Origin of the sequence: Dyadobacter diqingensis, assembly GCF_024220585.1 — a bacterium.
In the GTDB taxonomy this organism is placed as follows: Bacteria; Bacteroidota; Bacteroidia; order Cytophagales; family Spirosomataceae; genus Dyadobacter; species Dyadobacter diqingensis.
Map to the genome: position 1 here is coordinate 485,959 of NZ_JAMXKF010000003.1, position 23,523 is coordinate 509,481.

The window sequence follows — 23,523 nt, forward strand, 5'->3', positions numbered from 1 at the left end:
AAACTTTAAAGTCTAAAAACTAACGTTCTTATACTACTCTAAAAAATTTATGAAAAAGGTATTCTTTCTTTTAGCGCTGTGCGGGACTATCGGCTTTGCATCGTCTTGCACAAAGCATCAGTGCCCGGCTTACGGATCCACTTTGAAAGTTCAGAAGCAAGCGGTAAAAGTACGCGCTTAGTTTTGCAGATCTAAAATAATTTTTGCCGCTTCCAATAGGCTTACAGCGGTAAAATCTCCTGCTGAAACTTCACTTTCAGGAATAATATGAATGGTTTTAAGGCCGACTTTATGTCCGGCCTCCATATCGCGTGCACGGTCGCCAATCATCCAGGATTGTGTTGCATCGATATTATACTTGGCTATCGCCTTTTCCAGCAACAAAGAATCCGGCTTGCGTGACAGCGATTTTCCTGTGAAATCAGGATGCGAAGGCGCAAAATACAAGTCGTCCAGAATACCTCCCGACACTTCCTGCATACGCTCGTGAATGGCATAAACGGCGTCAGGTCCGTACAATCCTTTGGCAATGCCCGCCTGGTTGGTAATGACGATCAGCAGATACCCGGCTTCTTTCAGTAATTGCAGTCCTTCCGGAACACCCGCCGGGATAACCAGCTCTTCCAGTTTGTGTAAATAGTCGCTCAGATCCTCATTTAAAACACCATCACGGTCGAGGAAAATACATTTGGCTAAGGGCATAGGGAACTGGGTCAGATGTTTTGGCTGGAAGAGAATTCTTTTACTGCTTCGATAAAACATCTTACCTTATCCGGCTGCATGTCCGGATAAACGCCATGGCCAAGATTGGCAATGTAACGCTGTGTACCGAACTGGTTTACCATTTTCTTAACCTCCGCTCTGATCTGATCATAAGAAGAATATAACACACAAGGATCAAGATTTCCCTGTAAAGTTTTATTCGGGATCAGTTTGCGCGACTCGGCAATATCCATGTTCCAGTCAAGTCCTACAACCGAGCAATTCAATGTGCCGATTTCTTCTCTTGCAAAAAATGCACCTTTTGCAAAAACCGTCACCGGGACCTCCGTGATGGCATCACAGATCTGTTTGATATAAGGCAGAGAGAACGTTTTATATTGTTCCGGAGACAGAATTCCTGCCCAGGAGTCAAAAATCTGCACGAGATCCGCGCCTGCCACAACCTGTGCTTTCAGGTAGGCGATGGTGCTGTCGGTGATTTTTTGTAATAATAAATGAGAAAATTCAGGATCTGCGTAAAGATGTTTTTTCGCCACTGAAAATGTTTTTGACCCTTTGCCCTCTGTCATGTAACAGAAAATGGTAAAAGGTGCGCCCGCAAAACCGATTAACGGAACACGGTCAGCCAGTCCTTGTTTGGTAAGGCGAATGGCTTCGAGCACATATCCCAGATCATTTTCAGGATCGGCGATTCTGAGTTTGTCCAGATCGGCAATCGTGTTGACGGTCGCAGGGAAAATGGGGCCTTTTTGTTCAGCCATTTCATAAGGTAATCCCATGCCTTCCGGGACTACAAGAATGTCTGAAAATATAATTGCGGCGTCAACGCCTAATAAGTCAACAGGCTGAATGGTAACTTCGGCGGCTAATTCCGGTGTGGTGGCAAGCTGGATAAAACTTCCCGCTTTTTCACGAACGGCACGGTATTCTGCAAGAATTCTACCGGCCTGACGCATCATCCATACGGGTGTGCGTTCTACTTTTTCACCACGCGCTGCCCGAAGCAAAAGATCATTTTTCAATTTCATGCCGCAAAGGTAGGAATTATGTGCTTACAGTGGACGCACTTACAGCCGAAGTACGTTAAGAAGCAGGAGGATTTTTGAATTTCCGTATAGCAAAGTAGAAAAGAAAGGAAAAATCGACTGGTCTGGAACGGTTTTTAAGCGGATCGTTTTATACAATAAACCCGATTATGAAATACTTTCCCCTGATATTGTTGCTGGCCACAGCGTTCGTGTTGTCTTCCTGCGGAGAAAAGGAAATGGCAGAAGATGAAATCCGGCAGATCGGCATGTCGCCCTGCCGAAGTTCTGCTCCGTTTATCAAAACGTTGGGTTTTGATCCCACGCGGTCAAGCCTTTCCACCGATGAACCCGGAATGATGGGAGTGGTTTTGGTGGAACATCCCAGAAAAGTTGCCGACTCGGCCAGTCAACGGACTTATCAGGATGTTTCATGGAATAAAAACGGATGGATGGGGAATACCACCACCGATATTGAAGGCAATATTTACACTGCGCCCTTGCCCAAAGAACATGAAACCGGTATCCCGTTGAGCCAGATGAACAGGGTGTTCAGGATTGATTCTGAAACGGGAACGATGGAGGTTTTGACCAAACTTCCCGAGCCGGACAGTGTAGCAGGGGTGGTACCTTTTGCTGTGTTGGGCATTTATTACGACTGCCATGGTAAAAAGTTATACGTGAGCAGCGTGGCAGGAAGTACGAAGGACAAAGAAAAGGGCGTTATTTATGTGATTGATCCGGAAGACGGCGACATTGAAGACCGGCTTGAGGGACACGATGCGGCGAGCGTTTTCGTTGGCGGGATTACCGGGGAGAAAAGGTTGTACTTCGGAGGTCTTCGTTCGTCTGATATTTATTCGGTAGCATTAACCAGAAACGGAAATTTTAAAGGCGATGTGCGTTCGGAAGGAACACTTAAGCATGTGGGAACGCCCAATGACATAAGAGCCCGAAGCCTGCGTTTTGATGAAAATGGCAATTTACTGGTTGCAGGCTCCCCCTTTCATTTTAGCGTGCCAGACGCCCGCATTAAATCCGAGACTTCATATCAATTTTCTTACGATAAAAATAAAAAGAAATGGACTCTGGTTGACGGAGGTTAAGTTTTCAGACTGAATCAGATAACCCGAAATTGATTTTAAAGGCTGTCCCGGTATGGGTCAGCCTTGTTTTTTAGGGGCTAACCAAGTAAAAAGATCAAAATATTTTCGAAATCAGTGCCATTTTTTTCTGAGATACAATGATATTTGTAGTTACCTATTATTAAAGGATGTTTTATAATGCTGGAAGAATTAAGGAGAATTGCGTTTAGATTTCAGATTGACCCTCAACAAACTGCCGGACATACGGCAAGATTATCTTCGGTTATCACGGTATTAAATAATCTCAATACTTCATTTTTGAATTTTATTGAAATTGAGTTTTTGAAGAACGACAAGTTCAGGGCGGCTTATGAAAAATCGCCAAAGGTCTTGGACGGGCTTAAAAAAGAGCTGGAATTACTGGTTGTTGATCTTAAATTCAGCAGTTTTGAAGCGGCCGTTGCTTCCAATATTGTGGAGCCGCCAAGCCTTTTCACGACGGATATCGACGATTGGAAAAGGAACGCGTTCGCCGACTTCAAGAAAAACATCCTGTTCGGAAATTTCGAGGAACCTCAGTATATGACTCAGATTATTGAGAAATATACGCCCGACGAAAGGAGCCGTATTTATAAACCGCTTTTCACTGCTTCGGCATCCGACAGGCCTTTCAAGCTTTTCCTGATTGACGCGAAGGGAAAAAAACTGAATCTGAGACAGCCGGACAAGAGTTTTACGGACCGTTACTTCCCGAAAAAGGAAAAAACAAAAAAGGAGAAAACGATTTATCGTTTTGCAAAAATATATGCTAAAATAGGCGGCAAGGATGCCTCGGCCGATTTGAGCAAAAAGGATATTAAAAAAGTACTTCTGATTGAGGAGATGGAGCACGGGACGTATCCGTTTGGCCCGGATATCATCAAGTACGATGAAAAACTATATGTCCTGCACGAAAAGCTGAATTGTGAAGTAAACTTCGAAAATCAGGCTTACGTGATATCGTTTCAGCCACTTGATTTGTGCGTGTGGGGAACAACGCGTGAAGAAGCTGAGGCCGCCTTCAATTTCAGTTTTCATGCGCTGTATCAAAACTTCGCCCTGGAATCGGACAGCGCGCTTTCTGAGGAGGCGATTGTGCTGAAAAATAAATTGTTGACCATTGTTAAGGCGATCAAATGAAAGCGAGAAAAAGTAAGGATATACAAAGGGCATTGCAAAAGCAGGGATTCGAATCTTTTTCAGAAAAGGATCATCACCAGTTGCACTATCTGGTGGTGGATGGCAAAAAGCAGGCCGTTTTTACCTATGTGGGCAAGGCGCCGCTAAGCCCGGAATTGATGGACACCATTTCTGGTCAGTTAAAATTAACGGAAGAAAAAACGGCCGAAAGTTTTTTCTCAGGCAGATTGAATCCGGAGAAATATGTCGGAATGTTGAAAGAGAAGGAAATTATTGGATAAGGTAATATATCGTTAGACTTAAAAAAACGAGAGCGCCATCCGACGCTCTCGTTTTTGTTAATCAGGTTTTTGAGGCTAGAAATGGAAATTTAAGCCCACCAGAAAATTACTTCCGGCTTGCGGGAAGTAGAAGTTTTCCTGTATCAGCGTTTTTTCTGAAATATAGCCGTAGGTATATCCATTTGATTCGTAACGCTCATTAAGGACGTTGTTCAGCAGGAAATTCAGCGTAATTTCTTTTGCCCAGCTCGGCTTGATGGTCCAGGTCAGGCGGATATCGTTGGTCAAGTAAGCATCCAGTCTGCGACTTTCGTTCGAGGTGTTATCCAGATATTGTTTTCCTACGTATTTGGTCAGCAACGCAAATTCAAGATTTTTCTGCGGACTGTAGGTAAACTGGTTTCCGGCAATGACATTCGGTGAAAATGAAATATCAGATTTTCCATGGTTAATCAGGTCATAATCACCGGTATCATAGTTGACGACATATTCGGTGAAATTGGCAATCTTATTCTGGCTGAAAGTCGCGTTTGCATTCCATTTCAGGTGAGAATTAAAGGCAACGGCACCTTCCAGTTCAATGCCCGTCCGGTAGCTTTTCGGAACATTCACCCGTATCGCATTCCCGACGTCATTGATCTGCCCGGTTAACACCAGCTGGTTTTTGTAATGCATCAGGTAATAATTCGCAGAAATTCCCCATATTCCTTTTTGCATGCGGAAACCTGCTTCCACGTTATTGAGCCTTTCGCTTTTTGGAAAAAGCCGGGTGGTCGATGCCGTGAAATCATCGCGGTTTGGCTCCTTGTTCCCTACACTATAAGAAGCATAAACGGAGCTTTGCGGTGCGAGCTGATAGGTAATACCGGCCTTCGGGTTTACAAAAGAATAGGACTGATCAAAGTCAAACGAGACCAGATCATTGTCCATCCCATTGATCTTATGACTTACCCGGCGGTATTGCAGATCGCCAAAAGCATTCAGTTTTTCTGTGAATTGATAGTAAAGTTTACCATATAGGTTGAAATCTTTTTTAATACCCTTGTTGAAATAATAACGCTGTCCGTTCTCTGTCGCTCCTGCATTTCTGGCCCAGATAATCTCGCCATAATGATCACCGTGATATTCGTTATATCCGCCGCCGACGCTTGCCGTTAACTTTTTGAAGCTGTTATAGTCCAGAGAAAAAGTGGAGCCGTAAAAATAATTGTCCAGCCACCTGCGACGGATCAGATCGGTGCGTGTTACTGTATCACCTCCAATGACCACGTTCGGCAGGTTGTACGCACTGAATTTATTATTTTTCCGATATTGCTCGTAATATCCCAATCCGCGGACAAGGAATCCATTCAGGTTCAGCGTGAGTTTATTACTCAGGGTGTGCGAGGAAACGATCTGGTAGTGATCCTGACGATAATTATCAACCTCGTTTTTATACGTGTATGAATTGTAAGTCCGGTTGTCTGAATTAATCAGATTGTCAGCATCTTTTTCATCCAGCACGTTTCTGTTGATGTAGGATAAAATACCTTCCCTGTCGCCACGAAGTTTCGCCTCGGGTACGCCATTCCAGGACTGATACGTTTTCTCCTTTCCTGAAAATACATTCACCCGCACAAAACTTTTTCCGCCAAAATAGGCTCCGGATAAATAATAGGAATGCAACTCGGAAGAGGCCCGGTCAACATACCCATCCGAGGAAACGCGTGACAGACGGGCATCAAAAGTGAATTTGTCCTTCACCAGTCCGCTGCCTATTTTTATCGTGTTTTTGAATGTATTAAAAGATCCATACGAATTATTAAGTTCGGCGTATGCCTCTTTGCGGAAGGCATTGGTGCTGATGTTAACCGTTGCGCCAAAAGCTCCTGCACCGTTTGTTGATGTCCCAACCCCGCGCTGAATCTGGATGCTGTTGACGGAAGAAGCCAGATCAGGCATATTAACCCAGAACACACCCTGGCTTTCGGCATCGTTGTAAGGTATCCCGTTTACGGTGACATTAATCCGTGTCGCATCCGTTCCGCGAATCCGGATACCCGTATAACCAACCCCGCCGCCCGCATCACTGGTGCTGACCAGCGAAGGTGTAAAATTTAAAAGTACCGGAAGATCCTGGCCAAGATTCTGTTTTTTAAGCGCTTCCGCATTGACGTTGGTATAAGCCATTCCCGTTTTGTCTGTTACACGGGTGGTATTCACGATCACTTCATCGGCCTGAAAAGTGCTTTTTTGCAGCTTAATGTCAAGGGGATTTTCTGTTTTTAAGTCATCAGGGCCCAGTTTGATGGTCTGGTATCCGATGTAGGATATTTCAAGCGCTGTTATGTTGTCTGAAATATTGCGGAGAACAAATTTTCCATTCGCATCCGTGGTGGTACCGCGAATTTCTCCGGCCCTGATGGTAGCGCCGGGTAATGGTTTTCCATCTTCTCGGTCGGTAATCTGGCCGGTTAATGTTTTCTGAGCAAAAACAGATATGCTCATCAATGTGCTGATAACGAGTGTTAAAAGACAGGTCGTAACTTTTCGCATTGCGATCATTAGTTGTTACGAACAGGCAAGGGGCCGCCTATCCTTTGGTTCAATAAAAATGGTTATTCGATTCAGCTTTTCCGGTAAGTCTGAAAATCAGTCGATTATGGATGTGATTTTCGCTAATCCTGCTTGTAGCTTTCTCTTCCTACGCCGGCATTATCCGGATCAGGTAATATGGGTATGATCTCAGCCCGTTAGGTAGGGCACCCCTTTGAGATTATGGGACAAAGGTAAGGGGTTTGGGGTGGGGAAGCAAGGGGAAGGTTGTTTATTGGGTGCAGGGAATAGACTGGCTCAATTAATCCAAGGCCTTAGCCTTGGACCAGGAAGGTGATTCATCTGAGGCCTTAGCCATGGAAGCAGTGATAGCGGGTCGTGTGGCTAAAGCCTGGTACTCTGTCTTAGGCCTGTGCTCCCAAGGCTGAAGCCTTGGGTTAGTAGTTGTTAGCGCGTCGGAAACCGTCAGTTCGTGTTATTTTTCCACCAATGTCAGCCACTTTTTTACGACATCTTCCAGTTGCCCTTTTCTGGACTTCACATCATCCGGATCCTTAAAAATAACCGTTCTCCTGCCGTCTTTGTAGTCGCCTTCCAGGAAACCGGAGTTATCGCCGATTTTGGCACCGCTCGGGAAAACGAGCATGATCCGTCCTTTGTACAGGTTCATCACCACAATCTCCCTTTTGTACTCTTTTGGATCAAACGGTTTGATAGCTCCGGTATAATAAAAAGTCGGGTTATTCCATTTGATATGTTCTCCGATCTCTTTGTCGATACCAAGCATTATCTGCCTGATGGTTTCAATAATTTTGCCCAACTCGGGTTCAAGTTGCTGAATGTGCTGCGTAACCTGTTCCTGGTCAGAAAGCTTGTTGGGTTTGGGAGAGGCCGGTTTCTTTTTTGTCTTGGTTTCGGCTTTGGCCAGGTTTTCTTCAATTCTGAATTTTGTGATGCGCGTGATCAGATCCAATGGTAATGGTTGATCCAGGGGGAACTGAACGGAGCCTTTTGCACCCTTATAACCCGAAAGTTCTTCTTTGAAAGCTTCGAGTCCGCGTGGAGCGGGGTAAAAGCCAATGTGGTTTTTATAACCGGCGAAGTGCACCAGATTTCCATGTAATGTCAGTGTAGGAATTCCGTAGCCGATTTTTTCTTCTGCATCCGGTGCTGCCTGGTGGAGCGTTTGCCGCATTTCTTCCAGCAGTTTCTGCGTTGCTTCGGGAAAACCTGCGATATAGTTATCAACATCTGGATTTTTCTTTGTCATAGCTGTGTAAAATTATGCCTGGGAAATGACCGAAGTTTGATTTTATTTAACCTTGTTGGCAGCTTTAAGGTGTTGCGGTTCCGTAGTTTCCGCTTTTGCCAGTTTTTTATTTCTTTCCTTTAAAAAGGTATACGTTTTATGTCCGGCCATACGGCTGTTCAACTGCTCGAATATCCCTTTCCCCTGAAACGCATACCAGTTGATTTTTAGCAAATACAGGCTCACGTAAGAATCCAGATTTTCGGCAATAAATTCACCACTTTGCCTGACAAGATCTTCTTTTTCAAAGGATTGTTTGTCAACCCAGTAATTAAGACTATCTGCATTTTTTGTTTTACGCGCACGTTTTTCTCCCGCCGCATACTGTTCCATGCGCCTGTCTGATGGTTGCTGGATGTCCTGCTCGAACTGCTTCCATTCCTGCGTACTTTTCGAATTTACTACTTTTGAATGGGATAAATCTGTCGTGTCCAGGGTAATTTTAATGCCCGGTTCGAGGAAAAACAGCAATGAGCCTTTGATTTGGGAAACATGCAGCTGATAAAGATCCGGCACCAGATCGCGGTCTATTTCAAGATTAAAAACATCCGAGTTAAGTTTTATGGAATGAACAAGCGCGGCAAAGCCTTTTTCACGGGTTAAAAGAATGGCTTTGCGACCTTTGAGCTCGCGGGGACTTACAATCTGGATCTGTACTTTTTGAGAAAAAGCGGATGTCAGCGGAAACAGAAAAATTAAGAGCAGGGTTGAATATTTACAGACTGACCTCATATAGCAAATCGTTATTTTCTCTAATCCGGAAACGCAGAATGAACCGGAAATATATCACAATTCCAGCAGATAAAGCCAATAGATTTTTCCAAGCCTGGTTTCCAGTTCTCGGACTTGTCTGAAACCCATGTTTTCGTAGATGTGCCGTGCTGCATCCATAAACTCGGACGTGTGTAATGCGATCATTTTTTCGCCCGTTTCCCTGGCCTGCTCAATGCACTTTTGCATCAGCGTCTTTCCTATGCCTTTGCCGCCAAAATCCGTATGGACGCCAACCATTCTGACATAGGACCAATCGGACTGGAAAATATCTGTCGGATTTCCATTCGAAATGAAAAACGCCATGCCGACAATATCCTGACCAGTTTCGCAAACATAACATACTGATTTTGAAAGCAGGTCGGGATATGTGTTCTCGCTAGTCAGAAAAGTATGTAGTTTGATCCAGTTTTCATCCGTTAAAATTTCTTTGAACTGACCGTAGGCATTTAAGCCGAGTTTTTGAAGACCGTTGATATCTTCATCGGTCGCAATTCTATACCGGTATTCCATAATGCGAACAAATATCCTGAATCTCAGATTTTGATTTTTTCCACCTTTTCATGATTTGGCAGATAGGTTGGCAAGGCAGCAGAACCATACCAGATAAAGGTTTCGGCTTCTAGTAATTTTTCTTTGATAGCCGGATCAGTATCGAGCAGGCCGTTCGCTTCCTCGATGGTTTTAACATTCAGGATGAAAATCCCGCGATAAGCCTTATCGTTTTTCTTCATCGGCCCGGCTACTACGAGTTTTCCTGCGGTGGCAAGTCGATTGATATTGCCCATATGGCCCCGAAAAAGACTATCGACTTTTTGCTTATCCGCAATTTTGTTGCTGCCTGTTTTTAAAATGACCAGTACATATTGTTTCATACCATACTCATCAGCCCCCAGTGAGTCCGCCAATGTTTTGTTGTATGCGGGATTGGCGGTTTGGGCTTTGGCCTGGATGGCGAGGAGCAGTATGAAAGCAATCGCCTTCAGGAATCGGGTGTAAATTCTGTTCATGGATACGTCATTTTGGATGTAAACAAAGACAATTTACTGATTAAGATTCGTATACATCAGCTCCGCCCAGCTTAAATTATCGGCCAGCTGACTTCTGCTGAACTCGATATGGATAACACGTCTTTTCTGATTATTCGTGGTTCGGCTCGATGCGTGTAAAAGCAGTGGTTTCATAAACATGATCCCGCCTTTTTGCACGTTACAAATCGTTTCAGTCTCAACGTTCCAATCAATTGTTTCAGCTTTGTAAATTCCTTTCAGATGTGATTGAGGAATCACTTTTAGAGCACCGTTATCCATGTTCGTGTCGTCCAGATGGATTCGGATCGTAAAAATATCCTGCAAAATTTCTAACGGCGGTTGCACCGAGAATTGATTTTGCTTTACTGTCCATGGTCCGTATCCCTTGGTGTCCCGTTTTTGATCAACGGAAATGGTCAGATCCTGGTGATACGGCACAAACCAGTTTGAGCTGCCCGGTTTGTCAAAATAAATTGACTTTACAATAAAGAAATCGTCGCCGAAGAAATGGGTGATGATATGCTTTAAATTATTGTTGAAAATCTTGTCGGTTAATGTAGGAATTTCTTTCAGGAATTGTCTGATAGCAAACAAATCGCTGGATTTTCTGAAAGTTGATTTCGTTTGATCGGCTTTTGAAATCTCTTTAATCAAATCTGCAATTTCGTCATTCCCGAAAACATCGTTAACAATAGCAAAACCATCGGTGGCAATATCGTCTGCGAGGTCAAAATTTATTGTCATAAAATCGGCTGGGATTTAATATTGGGGAAGGTTCATTTTAGTGGTTAACAAGTACGGGGGATTTAATATGATAGGTCGGAACTTACAAATATTCGTTTGATTTTTTAATATTTCCTCGTATCAAGTCTACTGGCGGATTGTATAGATCCTTGTTAAAGTTATAATTGCCTTCATTCAGGGGAACAAATCGGCTCGTAAAGGTATCTGTATAAACTATTGGCTGACTAAGCGAGACTGTTTTCTATTGTTAGATGATTATCTGCGTTAAAAACACTCAATTTCTGTATTTTTACAATATTAAAATCGAATGAATCTGCTTAAACGTACATATAATGGCAAACTATACAGACACGGTGGCTGGTCTAACGAGACCCGGTCTTGAAGCAACGCAGCATGCAATGGAATTGGAAGGGAAATACGGTGCGCATAATTACAAACCGATGCCCGTAGTGCTCTCCAAAGGCTCTGGTGTGTATGTATGGGATGTGGAAGGAAAACAGTACCTTGATTTTTTATCGGCATACAGTGCGGTAAGTCAGGGGCATTGCCATCCGAAGATTGTCGGTGCGATGATCGAACAGGCTCAAAAGCTGACCCTGACTTCCCGTGCTTTTTACAGCGACAAACTTGGTGAGTGTGAGAAGTTTCTGTGCGAATATTTTGGATATGATAAGGTGCTGATGATGAATTCGGGTGTTGAAGGAGGTGAAACGGCCTTGAAATTAACCCGGAAGTGGGCATATAAAGTGAAAGGTATTGCGCCGGGTAAGGCAAAAACAGTTTATGCGTCCGGCAATTTCTGGGGGCGTACGCTGGCAGCTATCTCCTCGTCGACCGATCCGTCAAGTACGGATGACTATGGTCCGTTTTTGCCTGGCTATATTATCATCCCCTACGATGATCTTGAGGCGCTTGAAAATACGTTTAAGAATGACCCGGATATCGCTGGCTTTATGGTAGAGCCGATTCAGGGCGAGGCGGGAGTAGTGGTTCCAAAAGAAGGTTATCTGAAAGGTGTGCGTGATTTATGTACTCGATACAACGTTTTATTTATTGCGGATGAAGTTCAGACGGGGATAGGCCGTACGGGAAAAAGACTGGCATGTGACTGGGAAAATGTAAAACCGGATATTCTGGTGCTTGGAAAAGCGCTATCCGGTGGGACAATGCCGGTTTCCGCAGCCTTTGCCAATGACGAGATTATGCTGACCATCGCACCCGGTGAACATGGGTCGACATACGGAGGAAATCCGCTGGCATGTGCCGTTACGATTGCCGCGTTACAGGTTGTAGAGGACGAAAATCTGGCGGACAATGCTGAAATCATGGGACAGCTGTTTCGTAAAAGAATTTCGGATTTACAGCAGAAATGTAGCCTGATATCGTTAGTAAGAGGCAAAGGACTTTTGAATGCGATTGTAATCAACGACACGGAAGAAAGCCCGACTGCCATGAATCTGTGTTACAAAATGATGGACAAAGGGCTTTTGTGTAAACCCACGCATGGAAACAAGATCCGCTTTGCGCCTCCGCTGGTGATTACTGAAGAACAAATGAATGCCGCTTGTGATATCATTGAAGAAGTGTTTTTGACAACAAACTAAATCAACGGAATGAAAAAGGGTCTATTCTTGCTGTTTGTGATTACGGGATTTCTGACTGCATGTCGGGATAAAAATGTGGATCCGGCTACTGATCTGGAAACGAGTAACTGGATCGTTGGTCAGATGAAAACATGGTATTACTGGAATGATAAACTGCCGGCTAACCCTGATCTGACCCTGAAACCAGAGGCGCTTTTTAATTCGCTGCTTTATAAGTACGATGCAACGGCGCGGCCGGATGGAGACCGTTTTTCCTGGATCGAAAGTGATGCGGAAGCTTTAAAAGCAGAGCTCAGCGGCGTTTCAAAAACAACAGGAATGGAATTCAGGCTGTTTTATTATCCAACCGGCGGCACGAACATCGTCGGACTGGTAACTTATACGCTGCCGGGTTCTCCTGCGGAAAAGGCAGGTTTCAAAAGAGGCGACATCATTACCCGGATTGACGACAAGCAGCTGACTGCATCCAATTATTCTGATCTGGTTTATTCCAACAACGCCAAAAAATTTACGTTAGGCGCGCTTAATGATAAAGACTCCATCGTTGAAACGACGACAAAACGGGATGTAACGCCGATAGAATTTCAGGAAGACCCGGTTTTTTACGATACCACATTTCAGTATGGCAGCAATACCATTGGCTATGTCGTGTACCATCAGTTTATCCCGAGTAAAAATAATAGTGATGCCAAAGAGTACGATCAGAAACTGGATAAGGTTTTTGCTTCCTTTAAAGCTAAAAATGTAAATTCCCTGGTGCTGGATCTGCGCTATAACCCGGGTGGATATGTAAGTTCAGCTACCAATCTGGCGAGTTTGATAGGGAAGGGCATCACGACAAACGATATTTTTTATTCGAAAGAATACAACAAGACCGTGACACCTGTTTTGGAAAAACAGTATGGAAAAGATTATTTCTACGAAAAATTTACCTCCAAAAGCCAGAGTATTGGTGCCAATCTGAATAATCTCGTCATTCTCACGTCTTCACGCACGGCGTCTGCCAGTGAATTGCTTGTAAACGGCCTGAAACCCTTTATGAAAGTCACGTTGATTGGCGATAAAACGGTTGGTAAAAATGTGGGTTCTATTACGCTGAGTGATAAGTCGGGGAAGGTAAAGTGGGGTTTGCAACCGATTGTGACCAGATCTTTCAACAGTTTGAAGCAGTCGGAATATTACAAAGGTTTTACGCCGGATAAGGAAGTGCGCGAGGGGTTGAGACTTTATCCGTATGGCAATACAAAAGACCCCCTGCTTGCGTCGGCATTGGAGACAATTACCGGCACACCACATGTGAGGCAAAAGGCGGATCAACTTCGCACCGCCGGATTTGTTGAGGATCTGACGTCCACAATCGAGCGAAAAGCTGGTGGAAGTAATATGTTTTTTGATAAATAATTTACGGATTCTTTTATCTGGGAATCAGTTAAGTTGCCGGTTTCAGCCTTGAATACGTGACTGACAGAAACATCTTTTTAGGATATTTTTATCAAAATTTCCGGATGCGGTATACTTTTTATAATATTAGAGGAGTATCTAATTTTCTAACACTATAAACAGAGTACACTATGGGAATTTTGGCTTGGATTATCGTAGGATTAGTAGCCGGCGCAATCGCCAAAGCATTACATCCGGGAAAAGATCCGGGAGGTTTTATTGTAACAATATTGATCGGGATAGCCGGAGCCGTAGTTGGTGGCTGGATATCCTCTCTTTTAGGATTTGGAACCGTAGACGGCTTCAATTTGGGAAGCCTTTTTATAGCCATTTTAGGCGCTGTGTTACTGCTGTTTTTATATAGAAAATTTAGTACGAAGGCCTAGTCTGTTTTGCTGAAATGGAGAGGGAATAAGGTTGCAATCTTATTCCCTCTCCATTTATTTTGTTATTTTTGACAAATTCCTGAAACGAATTTATATCAACAACCTGATTAATATGAAGCTGGTAAATAATATGACTGTTTGGTTTTTGAGGCGGCGCTTTGAAAGAATCGAGCAGTTTATGAACAACCCCATTGAAACCCAGCAACGTATATTTTCCGAACTTATCGAGACGGCCCGGTATACAGAATGGGGGACGAAATATAATTATGGTCAGATAAAGTCCATTAAAGAATTTCAGGATCAGGTCCCGGTTTCTTCATACGAGGAATTGTATCCTTACATTGAGCGGGTGCTGAAAGGCGAGCCCAACGTGTTGTGGCCTTCGCAGATTGAATGGTTTTCGAAATCGTCGGGAACTACCAATGCACGCAGCAAATTTTTACCCGTTTCTCCCGAAGCCCTGGAAGAATGCCACTATGAAGGTGGCAAGGATATGATGACGCTTTTGATTCAGAACAGACCGGAAACGAGGGTTTTTGATGGCAAGGGGTTGTCAATCGGGGGAACTTTGTACGCCAATCCATTTGATGATTACACACAGGTTGGTGATGTATCGGCTGTGATCATGCAAAATCTTCCGGCCTGGGGCGAATTTATGCGGACGCCGCCGCTGGAAGTCGCGCTGATGGATCATTGGGAAACCAAGCTTGAAAAAATGGCTTCCATTTGTTCACAGGAAAATGTAACCAGTATCTTAGGCGTTCCAACGTGGACGATTGTTTTATTGGATCAGATTCTTGAGTTGACTGGCAAAAGTAACATGCTGGAAGTTTGGCCGGATTTTGAAGTTTTTATTCATGGCGCAGTTTCCTTTGAACCTTACCGCGATTTATTTACGAAAAAATATTTCCCTTCGGAGCAGGTAACCTATCTGGAAACTTACAGCGCTTCTGAGGGCTTTTTTGCTATTCAGGACGATCTTTCCAAAGTGGGAGAAATGCTGCTGATGCTGGATTATGGGATATTTTATGAGTTTTTGCCTGTCGAGGAAGTTGGGAAACCTCATCCGAAAGCGCTTTTACTGGACGAGGTTGAAGTTGGTAAAAACTACGCACTGGTGATTTCTACCAACGCCGGGTTATGGCGTTATCTCATTGGGGATACGGTGAAATTCACATCGAAATATCCGTTCCGTTTAAAAGTAAGCGGAAGGACAAAACATTTTATCAATGCTTTTGGCGAAGAGGTCATCGTTGAAAATGCAGATCATGCGATAAAAGTGGCCGCACAAAGTACCGGTGCGCTGGTGGCCAATTATACAGCCGGCCCCGTTTACATGGGAGATGGCTCGCGTGGCTGTCACGAGTGGATTATCGAATTTACAACAGAACCTGATAACCGCGCCGAATTTTGCCGGATACTGGATGAAACGCTAAGGGAGGTGAATTCAGATTACGACGCGAAACGATATAAAGATATGGCCCTGTTGCCTCCGGTAGTGCATTTTGCGCCTGCCAATACCTTCTACAACTGGATGGGGAAAAGGAACAAGCTGGGCGGACAAAATAAGGTGCCCAGACTAAGTAACGACAGAGTTTATCTCGACGATTTGTTGGAGCTGTTAGCTGTTGGCTCTTAGCGATTAGCCAAATCTGCACTAACTAAATCTATATTATACTTTTACATTATTCGTACGGGGTCGGCAGCTAAAAGCTGACGCCTAAAAGCCAATAGCTCTCCAAATGATTCCCAGGTATCTCAAAATAAAAGGTCTGTATTCTTATCAGTCGGAGCAGGAAATACATTTCGATGCTTTAACAGATGCGTCGCTCTTTGGTATTTTCGGTTCGGTAGGAAGTGGCAAATCGTCCATTCTGGAAGCGATAACTTTTGCACTTTATGGAGATACAGAACGACTGAACCGCTCCGGGGACGACCGTACCTACAACATGATGAATCTGCGGTCGGATGAATTATTGATTGATTTTGAGTGTATTGCCGGAAAAAGTGCGGAATTATATCGTTTTACCGTGAAGGGTAAAAGAAACAGCAAGAACTTTAAAGAGGTCAAAACGTTTGAGCGAAAGGCATACAAATGGGTTGACGAAGCCTGGGTTCCGCTTCCCGATGAAGAAAACGCCGAGCAAATTATAGGGTTGAGTTATGATAACTTCCGCCGGACGATCATTATTCCGCAGGGGCGTTTTCAGGAATTTATTGAATTAAAGGACGCCGAAAGGACGCGGATGATGAAAGAGCTTTTTCAGTTGGAAAAGTACGATCTGAGCCGTAAAGTAGGCACGTTGAGCAAGCAAAATGACCTGGAATTATCCAGTCTTGATGGCCAGTTGATGAGCCTTGGCGAAGTAACGCCGGAAATGGTGGCTGGGGAGGAAACGAAAAGAGAGGAAATACGGCAGCAGATCAGGACGGTCAGCGTGGAATTAACCGAGCAGACGGAGATTGAAAGTCAGTTTCAAAAACTGAAACAGGTTGCGGAAAAATTGCAGCTGCTCGTCAGCCAGATCGCATCGCTTGAAGCGCATAAACCGGAAATGGAATTGCGGGAAGAAACGCTGCGGGTTTTTGAGCTGTGTTCATTACATTTTAAATCGTTACTGGACAGAAAAAAAAGTAACCATGCCGCGATTGACAGAGATCAGGTGACGTATGCGAAAAATGTCCTGAGAAGTAATGAACTTGAAACTTTGCTGTTGCAGCAACGGGAGATATTAAGTGCGGTTCGGCCACAATATGAAAAACGTGAAGAGCTTTTGGATACGGCGGAGGAGCTGGAAAAGGTGATTCAGATTATTGGGAATAAGGTTGTACTGGAAAAAAATAGTAGCGCGCTTACGAGAGGAGAATTGATGCTGGCAGAGAAGGAAACGGCTATCTTATTGCTAAAAAAACAGAAACAGGAGAAGGACGAAGAAAACGAAAAGAAGAAGGCCGTTCAGTCGGATGTACAGGAGTTGAGTCTGATTAAGGTTTGGTTTACGACCTGGGACAGCCTAATTGAAAGCAGGACGGCAATTAAGAAGGAGGCAGACGACTTACAGGCAGATATTGTAAAACTGAAAGCCTCCATTGCTATTAAACTGGAAGAGGCGAACGAACAGTTTTCGTTAACAATTGTACCGGAAGCGACTCTGGAAATGATCCAGCAAAGCATTTCAGATTATTTGGTGCTTAATGAGAAGGCTGGTGAAAATCTGGCCCGGGCATTGGTTCAGGCCAATACGAGGCTGGCGTTGCAGCAATATGCGGACAGCCTTGACGACGGAAAACCTTGTCCCCTGTGTGGTTCGGAGCATCATCCCGCGGTACTGCATACGGATGGGGCAGTTTCTGAGGAAATTAAAAATATTGAAAACCGGCGTCGTGATTTAAACGGATTGGAGCAGTCGGTGCGCCAGTTTCTTTCCCCGGTTGAGCGCATTTTCAACCAGATCGAAAATCTGGAAAAACAGAAAAGTACGATTAAACAACGCTGGCAGGAAGTTAAGACCCGCATGGATGCCCACGATCAGGCTTTTGTCTGGACAAAATTTGATAAGAATAACCGGGAATCCTTTGACAAGCATTTCGAAGAAGTGGTTAAAAATCAGGCCGAGATCAAGGAAAACGAAGCAGTTATCAAAAGCATGGCCGCAAAGATTGACGCGGAGTTGCTGGAAAAAGTTGAGAAGATAGAAAAACCTCTTCAAAATCTTAGAAACGACATTCTGAAAGTTGAAAATACGATTGCGACTTTGACGGATCAGTTGGAGAAAGTCCGGCTCGCTGATTTTGAAACACATGAAAAATCCTCGATTACTGATCAAATCGAAGGACTGAAAAGTCAATACAAGGAGCTGAACCGTTTGTATGAGCAAACAGAAAAGCAGCTGGATATTCTTGAAAAAGAGAAAAACACGATAACCGGAAGCCAGGAGACACTTTTTATTGCACTGGAAGCCAACCGCAGTGAATTAGCCGTTACTCAGACCGCATTACAAAACCAGCTGACCACCTACGGTTTTGAATCCGAGGAATGGGTCAGTAGTATTCTTGGAAAGCCAATTATTATCGAGGCGGAACGCAAAGCAATCGATCATTTTAAAACGGAGCTGAATAATACGCGGAGAGATCTTGATGCATTAGAAAAGGAACATGCTGGCGAAGTGTATGATGTGGAAAAACATGCGGCGGTTCTTGAAAAAAAGGAATTGCTGACGGCCAGCTTGAACAGCAAAAGAAAAGAAGAAGGACGTTTGGATGGTTTGCTCCTGAAAATGGCTGAGGATCTTACTAAAAAGGCATTGTTGCTAAAAGAGAAAGCCAGGCTGGAACTTCGCAAGGAACATCTGGACGACCTGGCGAGGTTATTCCGTTCGAGCGGGTTTGTGGATTATGCGTCGAGTATTTATCTGCAAAATCTGATACATGCTGCCAACGACCGTTTCCATCAGATGACGCATCAGCAGCTGCATCTCGAATTGGGAGAAGGCAATAGCTTCTGGGTGCGCGATTTGCTTAATGGCGGCCATATGCGACTGCTGAAAACGCTTTCGGGCGGACAGAAATTCCAGGCGGCGTTATCCCTCGCTCTCGCCCTCGCAGACCATATTCACATCCGGAACGAGTCGAAACATAACTTCTTCTTTTTGGATGAAGGCTTTGGTTCGCTGGATAAAAATGCTCTGCAAACAGTCTTCGAAACATTAAAATCACTTCGCAAAGAAAACCGGATTGTCGGTATTATCAGCCATGTCGAAGATTTGCAGCAGGAAATTCAGACCTATCTCAGGATTATTGAAAGTGATGAGGGAAGTAAAATTGTAACCAGCTGGGGTTAGGAATTGTCAAAAGTTAACTGGTATCTTTATAGCGGACTAGTTATTATTACATCCCTGACAAACATGCTATTTGAGAATTTTTACCATTCTCTGGAAGGACGGATAGAATCCAAACTAACGTCTGAATACTGGTTATGGAAACTCGTTATTTTTGCAACCCTCGTTTCGGTTTTTCTTGCTTTTCCGCCCTATTCCTTACTGGCAGGGCATCTTAGTGAACATGGAATGAAGCTTGATGCCTGGATTTTTATTCAGAATCAGAGCCAGGATCTTTTTCATCCCAAGGACATGGATTTTGATGTCCGCCGGGAAAATATGATCTTCCGGTGGGTGCTTCCCCTTCTTTCTTTCGTCACTGGTCATAACATCGTACTAATCGTTTTCTTGCAGTCCGTTCTGGGTATTCTGTTTATTCATGATACCGGACGCTGGATTTATTCGGTTTCGAAGGATAAGGTTACAACAAGTTTTTTTGTCCTAGCCATTGCGAACATTTTCGTCTGTGTATGGACTTTTGCTGATATCTACGGGTATGGAGATGGTTTTGCTTATTTCTTCCTTCTCGTAGCGATATTAAATCGTCACGCGGTCGTTGTTTTCATTGCTTTGCAAATTGCATTTTTTACAGATGAGCGTGCGGTGATTGCAGGAGGATATCTGCTGTTATTACAAATGGTGACAAAAGCTTATGATAAAAAGGATTTTGAAACAGTTTCCCTTTTTAAAAATGCGTTTCTGGGCAAAAATACGATTGTATGGCTAGCCTGGATATTCTATTTCGGAATCAGATTTTACGTGCAGAAAACCTATTTTCCACATCATAGTTATTCAACACTGGGGACGCCGGTGTTGCTTGCAGATGCGCACAGGCACGGTCTGGGAAGCAGTTTGTGGACGGCATTTGAAGGTATGTGGTTACTGATGGGCGCGGCGATACTCGCGTTATGGCTTACGAAACGTTATGTAATGTTGCTTGCTTTAAGTTTCGGTTTCATCGTTTTGATTCTGTCCGGCGTATATGTTCATGATATTGACAGAGCATTGTCGTATGGATTTCCATTTCTTTTAATGGCGATTTATATACTTTTTCAAACGGTGACGTTAAAGTCGATACGGATTATAATGTTCTTTACCACTGTTGTTTGTGTGATTCATCCGATGATCTATTACATGGGTTACAACAGAATTTTATGGCTGGAACCATTCCCGGTGAAATTGTTTATGCTGGCTGATTACTGGATGGGGTGGGGTTTTTTCAATTAAAATAGTTTAGAAAAAAATAAATTAGTAACCGTTTACTAAAAAAATATCAATTTAAGTTAAAATAAGATTAATTTAGGATCCCGACAAATCCTAATCCCCGCGGAAAGACAACTCTTGATTTATATGTCAAAATATAATTTAACCCATCTATGCCTCGATTATTACAACTGGACACTTTTAACTCCGATTCCGGAAACCTGACGGTTTTTGAAAAACTCATTCCCGGAACAATCAAGAGAGTATTTTATATCTATGGAGCTGCGGATATTAAACGTGGAGGCCACAGACATCATAAATCATGGAATGCGCTGATATGCATCCATGGAAGCTGCCACATTTATAATAATGACGGAGAGCAGGAAGAAGATTTTATTCTTGATGACCCCAAAAGCTGTCTTATTCTTGAACCGAAAGACTGGCATATAATGGATTCATTTTCAGAAGACTGCATCCTGCTGGTGTTGTCCAATGAATATTATGACCGGGGTGATTATATTGATGAACCTTATATACTGCAATCGCAACAGGTTTCTTTATGATCCCATTTTTGGATTTAAATCAAATCAATAAGCCGCATTTGGAGGCTATTGAAGAGGTTTCATTACGCGTTTTACGTTCTGGTTGGTATATTTTAGGGCGGGAATTACAAGGTTTTGAAAGTGCTTTTGCTGAGTACTGCGGTGCTCGTTACTGTATTGGCGTTGCCAATGGTCTTGATGCCATCGGCCTTATTCTGCGTGCCTATGACTTTCCGGACGGTACAGAAATTATTGTTCCGGGCAACACGTATATAGCCTCACTGTTACCGGTTAGTTACTTAAATTTTGTGCCCGTTCTGGTCGAGCCCGATCCCTATACAATGCTGATCGATCCTAAAAAAATCGAACAATTGATTACCTCAAAGACGCGCGCGATTCTCAGTGTCGATTTGTATGGCCGGAGCTGTGAGATGGAAGCGATCAATGAAATCGCCAGGCGGTACAATCTTAAAGTGATTACAGATGCGGCGCAGGCCCATGGTGCGGTTTACAATGGGCAGAAAGTTGGAAGTATTGCGGATGCAACGGCTTTTAGCTTTTATCCTACGAAAAACCTGGGTGCTTTGGGTGATGCGGGTGCCATTACAACTTCGGACGAAGCTCTTGCGGAGAAAATAATGTATCTGCGCAATTACGGTTCTAAAGAACGGTATAAGAACGAATATCTGGGAGTTAACAGCCGTCTTGATGAAATTCAGGCCGCAATCCTGACCGTAAAACTGCCTTTTCTTGATTCCGAAAATACAAGACGCAAGGAAATTGCAAGACGTTATTTGCGTGAAATTGAGCTGGAAAATCTTATTCTGCCACCAGGAGATCGTATTGATGACGATGCCTGGCATTTGTTTGTTGTGCGGCATCCGGATAGAACTGCATTGATACAACATCTGGAAACATCGGGTGTGCAAACCAATGTGCATTATCCGTTGCCGGTTCATAAGCAAAAAGCCTACGCAGATTTGCACGACTTATCGTTGCCTTTGACGGAACGCATTCATGAACAGGTGATCAGTCTACCGTTGAACCCGGTTCTTTCCGATGAAGAAGTTTCGTATATTATCGGCGCAGTCAACCAGTTTGGGAAGTAGAAATGAAATTATCCGTAATTATACCGGTATACAACAGTGAATCCACAATAGCCTTATTGGTGGATAAATTACAGCAGGCATTACAAGGGGTTTTGTTTGAAATTGTGATGATCAACGATGGCAGCCGCGACAACTCTGAAAAGGTTTGTAAACAGTTGGCCGAACAATTTTCCAACGTACGGTTTGTATCGTTACGACGTAATTACGGTGAATTTAATGCTGTAATGTGCGGTTTGAACTGGGTACGGGGCGATTACAGCGTTATGATTGATGACGATTTTCAAAATCCCCCTGATGAAATATTAAAACTCGTGGAAACGGCCGAAAAGGGCGACTACGATGTGGTTTATACCTATTATTCGAAAAAGGAACATGCGCGGTACAGAAATCTGGGCAGCAGTCTTGTAAACTGGATCACGAGTTATTCGCTGAACAAGCCTAAGGATTTGTATCTGTCCAGCTTTAAACTGATCCGGAAGGAAGTGGTGGAGGAGATTATCAAATATCAGGGGCCTTATCCTTACATTGACGGTCTTATTTTCCGCATTACCCGAAATATCGGGACCGTTCAGGTCATGCATCAAAAACGTGAAGAAGGTGCCTCAAACTATACTTGGCGGAAACTTATCTCGCTTTTTCTGAATATTTTATTCTGTTACTCTTCGTTACCTATCCGTCTTTTCATGCCGATCGGTGTGGGGTTATTCGGTCTTGGTTTTTTACTGCTTATGTTTTTATTTGGGCAGTGGGTAATAGGCCCGGATCCCAAGGGCTGGCAGGTGGTAACGGCTTCGGTGATATTTGTCGGCGGTATTCAATGTACGCTGCTGAGTGTCCTGGGAGAGTATATTGGCAAGAGTTTTATGGCACAGAGTGGTCAGCCACAATATGTTGTAAAATTTAACAGCGATACAGACCAATGATTGACAACCGGCAGGAATATCAGAGTATGTTTGATGTGGAGCAAAAACTGTGGTGGTATCAGATACTACATGGAAAGGTTTTGTATCAGATCAAAAAACATTTCAAAAATGATAAACAGATCAGGATTTTGGACGCTGCCTGTGGTACAGGCGGCCTTTTATCTTTTCTGCGCGACCATGGTTATCAATCGCTGACCGGCTTTGATTATTCGGTTCACGCGATTGATTTTTCAAGAGAGAGAAATCTGGACGTCAGTTTTGGTGATCTGAAGAATGTCGCTGCATTCCGTGATGAAGAAACATTTGATGTTATCTGCTGCAACGATGCCCTGTATTTCCTGAGTGATGAGGAGATTGTTGATGCCATGCGGGTATTTAAGAAAAAACTTCGTCCGAATGGTTTGCTGATCATTAACATTCATGCCTTTGAAGCATTTTCAGGCACACACGACGTCGCTGTGGGCAGTTCGAGAAGATTTGTACGTGCGGATTTTGTGCGTTATGCCCAAGCAGCGGGTTTGTACATTATCGATAATACCTACTGGCCTTTTTTTCTCTCGCTTCCGATCTGGATGGTCAGGAAATGGCAGCGTTATCAGATGCGTTCCGGGAAGCTTGATACTGCTGAATTGAAGTCCGATGTAACTTATCCCGGTGATTTTATTAATGGAATGCTAAAAACCGTTACCGATATGGAAGGTGTTTTTTTGCCCAATGCACCTTTCGGGAGTTCGTTATTTTTAGTACTGAAATAAT

Annotated in this window: 21 protein-coding genes and 1 riboswitch; of the genes, 13 read left to right on the top strand and 8 right to left on the bottom strand. The window is 43.7% G+C overall.

Going from position 1 to position 23,523, the window contains the following annotated elements:
- Positions 1-177: 177 nt before the first annotated feature.
- A complete protein-coding gene (locus tag M1L62_RS11210) occupies positions 178-702 on the bottom strand; it encodes a D-glycero-alpha-D-manno-heptose-1,7-bisphosphate 7-phosphatase (RefSeq protein WP_254413122.1) in 525 nt (174 codons plus the stop codon).
- Between the two features lie 11 nt (positions 703-713).
- Entirely contained in the window at positions 714-1,751 is a 1,038-nt protein-coding gene (gene hemE / locus M1L62_RS11215) for a uroporphyrinogen decarboxylase (protein WP_254413123.1), read from the bottom strand.
- A 167-nt stretch (positions 1,752-1,918) separates the two neighbouring features.
- Here hemE and M1L62_RS11220 point away from each other — a divergent pair, with 167 nt between their 5' ends.
- From M1L62_RS11220 to M1L62_RS11230, 3 genes are all read left to right on the top strand, one after another.
- Complete coding sequence (locus tag M1L62_RS11220) at positions 1,919-2,854, top strand: SMP-30/gluconolactonase/LRE family protein (protein ID WP_254413124.1); 936 nt, start codon at positions 1,919-1,921, stop codon at positions 2,852-2,854.
- 177 nt (positions 2,855-3,031) lie between these two features.
- Positions 3,032-4,012 carry a hypothetical protein gene (locus M1L62_RS11225; RefSeq protein WP_254413125.1) on the top strand — a complete coding sequence of 327 codons (981 nt, stop codon included), beginning with the start codon at positions 3,032-3,034 and terminating at the stop codon, positions 4,010-4,012.
- Positions 4,009-4,293 carry a hypothetical protein gene (locus tag M1L62_RS11230; protein ID WP_254413126.1) on the top strand — a complete coding sequence of 95 codons (285 nt, stop codon included), beginning with the start codon at positions 4,009-4,011 and terminating at the stop codon, positions 4,291-4,293. Before M1L62_RS11225 ends, M1L62_RS11230 begins: the two co-directional genes overlap by 4 nt.
- Before the next feature lie 75 nt (positions 4,294-4,368).
- Here the strand turns inward: M1L62_RS11230 and M1L62_RS11235 are convergent, their stop codons facing one another.
- The 6 genes from M1L62_RS11235 to M1L62_RS11265 all read right to left on the bottom strand — a co-directional run bounded on the left by M1L62_RS11235 (position 4,369) and on the right by M1L62_RS11265 (position 10,683).
- Entirely contained in the window at positions 4,369-6,828 is a 2,460-nt protein-coding gene (locus M1L62_RS11235; RefSeq protein ID WP_254413127.1) for a TonB-dependent receptor, read from the bottom strand.
- A 128-nt stretch (positions 6,829-6,956) separates the two neighbouring features.
- A riboswitch (TPP riboswitch) is annotated at positions 6,957-7,052 on the bottom strand.
- A 251-nt stretch (positions 7,053-7,303) separates the two neighbouring features.
- Positions 7,304-8,098, bottom strand: coding sequence for a DUF1801 domain-containing protein (locus M1L62_RS29560; RefSeq protein ID WP_310589967.1), 795 nt, complete (start codon positions 8,096-8,098; stop codon positions 7,304-7,306).
- A 42-nt stretch (positions 8,099-8,140) separates the two neighbouring features.
- Positions 8,141-8,869, bottom strand: a complete 729-nt coding sequence (locus M1L62_RS11250) for a hypothetical protein (RefSeq protein WP_254413128.1) — start codon at positions 8,867-8,869, stop codon at positions 8,141-8,143.
- Between the two features lie 54 nt (positions 8,870-8,923).
- The gene (locus M1L62_RS11255) at positions 8,924-9,421 is read right to left on the bottom strand and encodes a GNAT family N-acetyltransferase (RefSeq protein WP_254413129.1); all 498 of its coding nucleotides are present in this window, start codon (positions 9,419-9,421) and stop codon (positions 8,924-8,926) included.
- A 23-nt stretch (positions 9,422-9,444) separates the two neighbouring features.
- Complete coding sequence (locus M1L62_RS11260; protein WP_254413130.1) at positions 9,445-9,918, bottom strand: YciI family protein; 474 nt, start codon at positions 9,916-9,918, stop codon at positions 9,445-9,447.
- Between the two features lie 33 nt (positions 9,919-9,951).
- Entirely contained in the window at positions 9,952-10,683 is a 732-nt protein-coding gene (locus M1L62_RS11265) for a phytanoyl-CoA dioxygenase family protein (RefSeq protein WP_254413131.1), read from the bottom strand.
- Between the two features lie 332 nt (positions 10,684-11,015).
- Between M1L62_RS11265 and rocD the strand changes: the two genes are divergently transcribed.
- From rocD to M1L62_RS11315, 10 genes are all read left to right on the top strand, one after another.
- Positions 11,016-12,287: an ornithine--oxo-acid transaminase gene (rocD, locus tag M1L62_RS11270; RefSeq protein ID WP_254413132.1), complete on the top strand. Its 1,272-nt coding sequence runs from the start codon at positions 11,016-11,018 to the stop codon at positions 12,285-12,287.
- Between the two features lie 9 nt (positions 12,288-12,296).
- Entirely contained in the window at positions 12,297-13,688 is a 1,392-nt protein-coding gene (locus M1L62_RS11275; protein ID WP_254413133.1) for a S41 family peptidase, read from the top strand.
- A 170-nt stretch (positions 13,689-13,858) separates the two neighbouring features.
- Positions 13,859-14,113: a GlsB/YeaQ/YmgE family stress response membrane protein gene (locus M1L62_RS11280; protein ID WP_254413134.1), complete on the top strand. Its 255-nt coding sequence runs from the start codon at positions 13,859-13,861 to the stop codon at positions 14,111-14,113.
- 112 nt (positions 14,114-14,225) lie between these two features.
- Positions 14,226-15,752, top strand: a complete 1,527-nt coding sequence (locus M1L62_RS11285; RefSeq protein WP_254413135.1) for a GH3 auxin-responsive promoter family protein — start codon at positions 14,226-14,228, stop codon at positions 15,750-15,752.
- 103 nt (positions 15,753-15,855) lie between these two features.
- On the top strand, positions 15,856-18,954 hold the full coding sequence (locus M1L62_RS11290; protein ID WP_254413136.1) for an SbcC/MukB-like Walker B domain-containing protein: 3,099 nt from the start codon (positions 15,856-15,858) through the stop codon (positions 18,952-18,954).
- Positions 18,955-19,017: 63 nt separating this feature from the next.
- Positions 19,018-20,217 carry a hypothetical protein gene (locus tag M1L62_RS11295; protein ID WP_254413137.1) on the top strand — a complete coding sequence of 400 codons (1,200 nt, stop codon included), beginning with the start codon at positions 19,018-19,020 and terminating at the stop codon, positions 20,215-20,217.
- 149 nt (positions 20,218-20,366) lie between these two features.
- On the top strand, positions 20,367-20,756 hold the full coding sequence (locus M1L62_RS11300; protein ID WP_254413138.1) for a sugar 3,4-ketoisomerase: 390 nt from the start codon (positions 20,367-20,369) through the stop codon (positions 20,754-20,756).
- A complete protein-coding gene (locus M1L62_RS11305; protein WP_254413139.1) occupies positions 20,753-21,844 on the top strand; it encodes a DegT/DnrJ/EryC1/StrS family aminotransferase in 1,092 nt (363 codons plus the stop codon). Before M1L62_RS11300 ends, M1L62_RS11305 begins: the two co-directional genes overlap by 4 nt.
- Before the next feature lie 2 nt (positions 21,845-21,846).
- Positions 21,847-22,767, top strand: a complete 921-nt coding sequence (locus tag M1L62_RS11310; RefSeq protein ID WP_254413140.1) for a glycosyltransferase family 2 protein — start codon at positions 21,847-21,849, stop codon at positions 22,765-22,767.
- On the top strand, positions 22,764-23,522 hold the full coding sequence (locus M1L62_RS11315) for a class I SAM-dependent methyltransferase (RefSeq protein ID WP_254413141.1): 759 nt from the start codon (positions 22,764-22,766) through the stop codon (positions 23,520-23,522). Before M1L62_RS11310 ends, M1L62_RS11315 begins: the two co-directional genes overlap by 4 nt.
- Position 23,523: the final 1 nt, after the last annotated feature.

Coding starts and splice junctions, on each gene's coding strand:
- M1L62_RS11210 (WP_254413122.1), bottom strand. CDS start 702: ATGCCCTTAGCCAAATGTATTTTCCTCGACCGTGATGGTGTTTTAAAT.
- hemE (WP_254413123.1), bottom strand. CDS start 1,751: ATGAAATTGAAAAATGATCTTTTGCTTCGGGCAGCGCGTGGTGAAAAA.
- M1L62_RS11220 (WP_254413124.1), top strand. CDS start 1,919: ATGAAATACTTTCCCCTGATATTGTTGCTGGCCACAGCGTTCGTGTTG.
- M1L62_RS11225 (WP_254413125.1), top strand. CDS start 3,032: ATGCTGGAAGAATTAAGGAGAATTGCGTTTAGATTTCAGATTGACCCT.
- M1L62_RS11230 (WP_254413126.1), top strand. CDS start 4,009: ATGAAAGCGAGAAAAAGTAAGGATATACAAAGGGCATTGCAAAAGCAG.
- M1L62_RS11235 (WP_254413127.1), bottom strand. CDS start 6,828: ATGCGAAAAGTTACGACCTGTCTTTTAACACTCGTTATCAGCACATTG.
- M1L62_RS29560 (WP_310589967.1), bottom strand. CDS start 8,098: ATGACAAAGAAAAATCCAGATGTTGATAACTATATCGCAGGTTTTCCC.
- M1L62_RS11250 (WP_254413128.1), bottom strand. CDS start 8,869: ATGAGGTCAGTCTGTAAATATTCAACCCTGCTCTTAATTTTTCTGTTT.
- M1L62_RS11255 (WP_254413129.1), bottom strand. CDS start 9,421: ATGGAATACCGGTATAGAATTGCGACCGATGAAGATATCAACGGTCTT.
- M1L62_RS11260 (WP_254413130.1), bottom strand. CDS start 9,918: ATGAACAGAATTTACACCCGATTCCTGAAGGCGATTGCTTTCATACTG.
- M1L62_RS11265 (WP_254413131.1), bottom strand. CDS start 10,683: ATGACAATAAATTTTGACCTCGCAGACGATATTGCCACCGATGGTTTT.
- rocD (WP_254413132.1), top strand. CDS start 11,016: ATGGCAAACTATACAGACACGGTGGCTGGTCTAACGAGACCCGGTCTT.
- M1L62_RS11275 (WP_254413133.1), top strand. CDS start 12,297: ATGAAAAAGGGTCTATTCTTGCTGTTTGTGATTACGGGATTTCTGACT.
- M1L62_RS11280 (WP_254413134.1), top strand. CDS start 13,859: ATGGGAATTTTGGCTTGGATTATCGTAGGATTAGTAGCCGGCGCAATC.
- M1L62_RS11285 (WP_254413135.1), top strand. CDS start 14,226: ATGAAGCTGGTAAATAATATGACTGTTTGGTTTTTGAGGCGGCGCTTT.
- M1L62_RS11290 (WP_254413136.1), top strand. CDS start 15,856: ATGATTCCCAGGTATCTCAAAATAAAAGGTCTGTATTCTTATCAGTCG.
- M1L62_RS11295 (WP_254413137.1), top strand. CDS start 19,018: ATGCTATTTGAGAATTTTTACCATTCTCTGGAAGGACGGATAGAATCC.
- M1L62_RS11300 (WP_254413138.1), top strand. CDS start 20,367: ATGCCTCGATTATTACAACTGGACACTTTTAACTCCGATTCCGGAAAC.
- M1L62_RS11305 (WP_254413139.1), top strand. CDS start 20,753: ATGATCCCATTTTTGGATTTAAATCAAATCAATAAGCCGCATTTGGAG.
- M1L62_RS11310 (WP_254413140.1), top strand. CDS start 21,847: ATGAAATTATCCGTAATTATACCGGTATACAACAGTGAATCCACAATA.
- M1L62_RS11315 (WP_254413141.1), top strand. CDS start 22,764: ATGATTGACAACCGGCAGGAATATCAGAGTATGTTTGATGTGGAGCAA.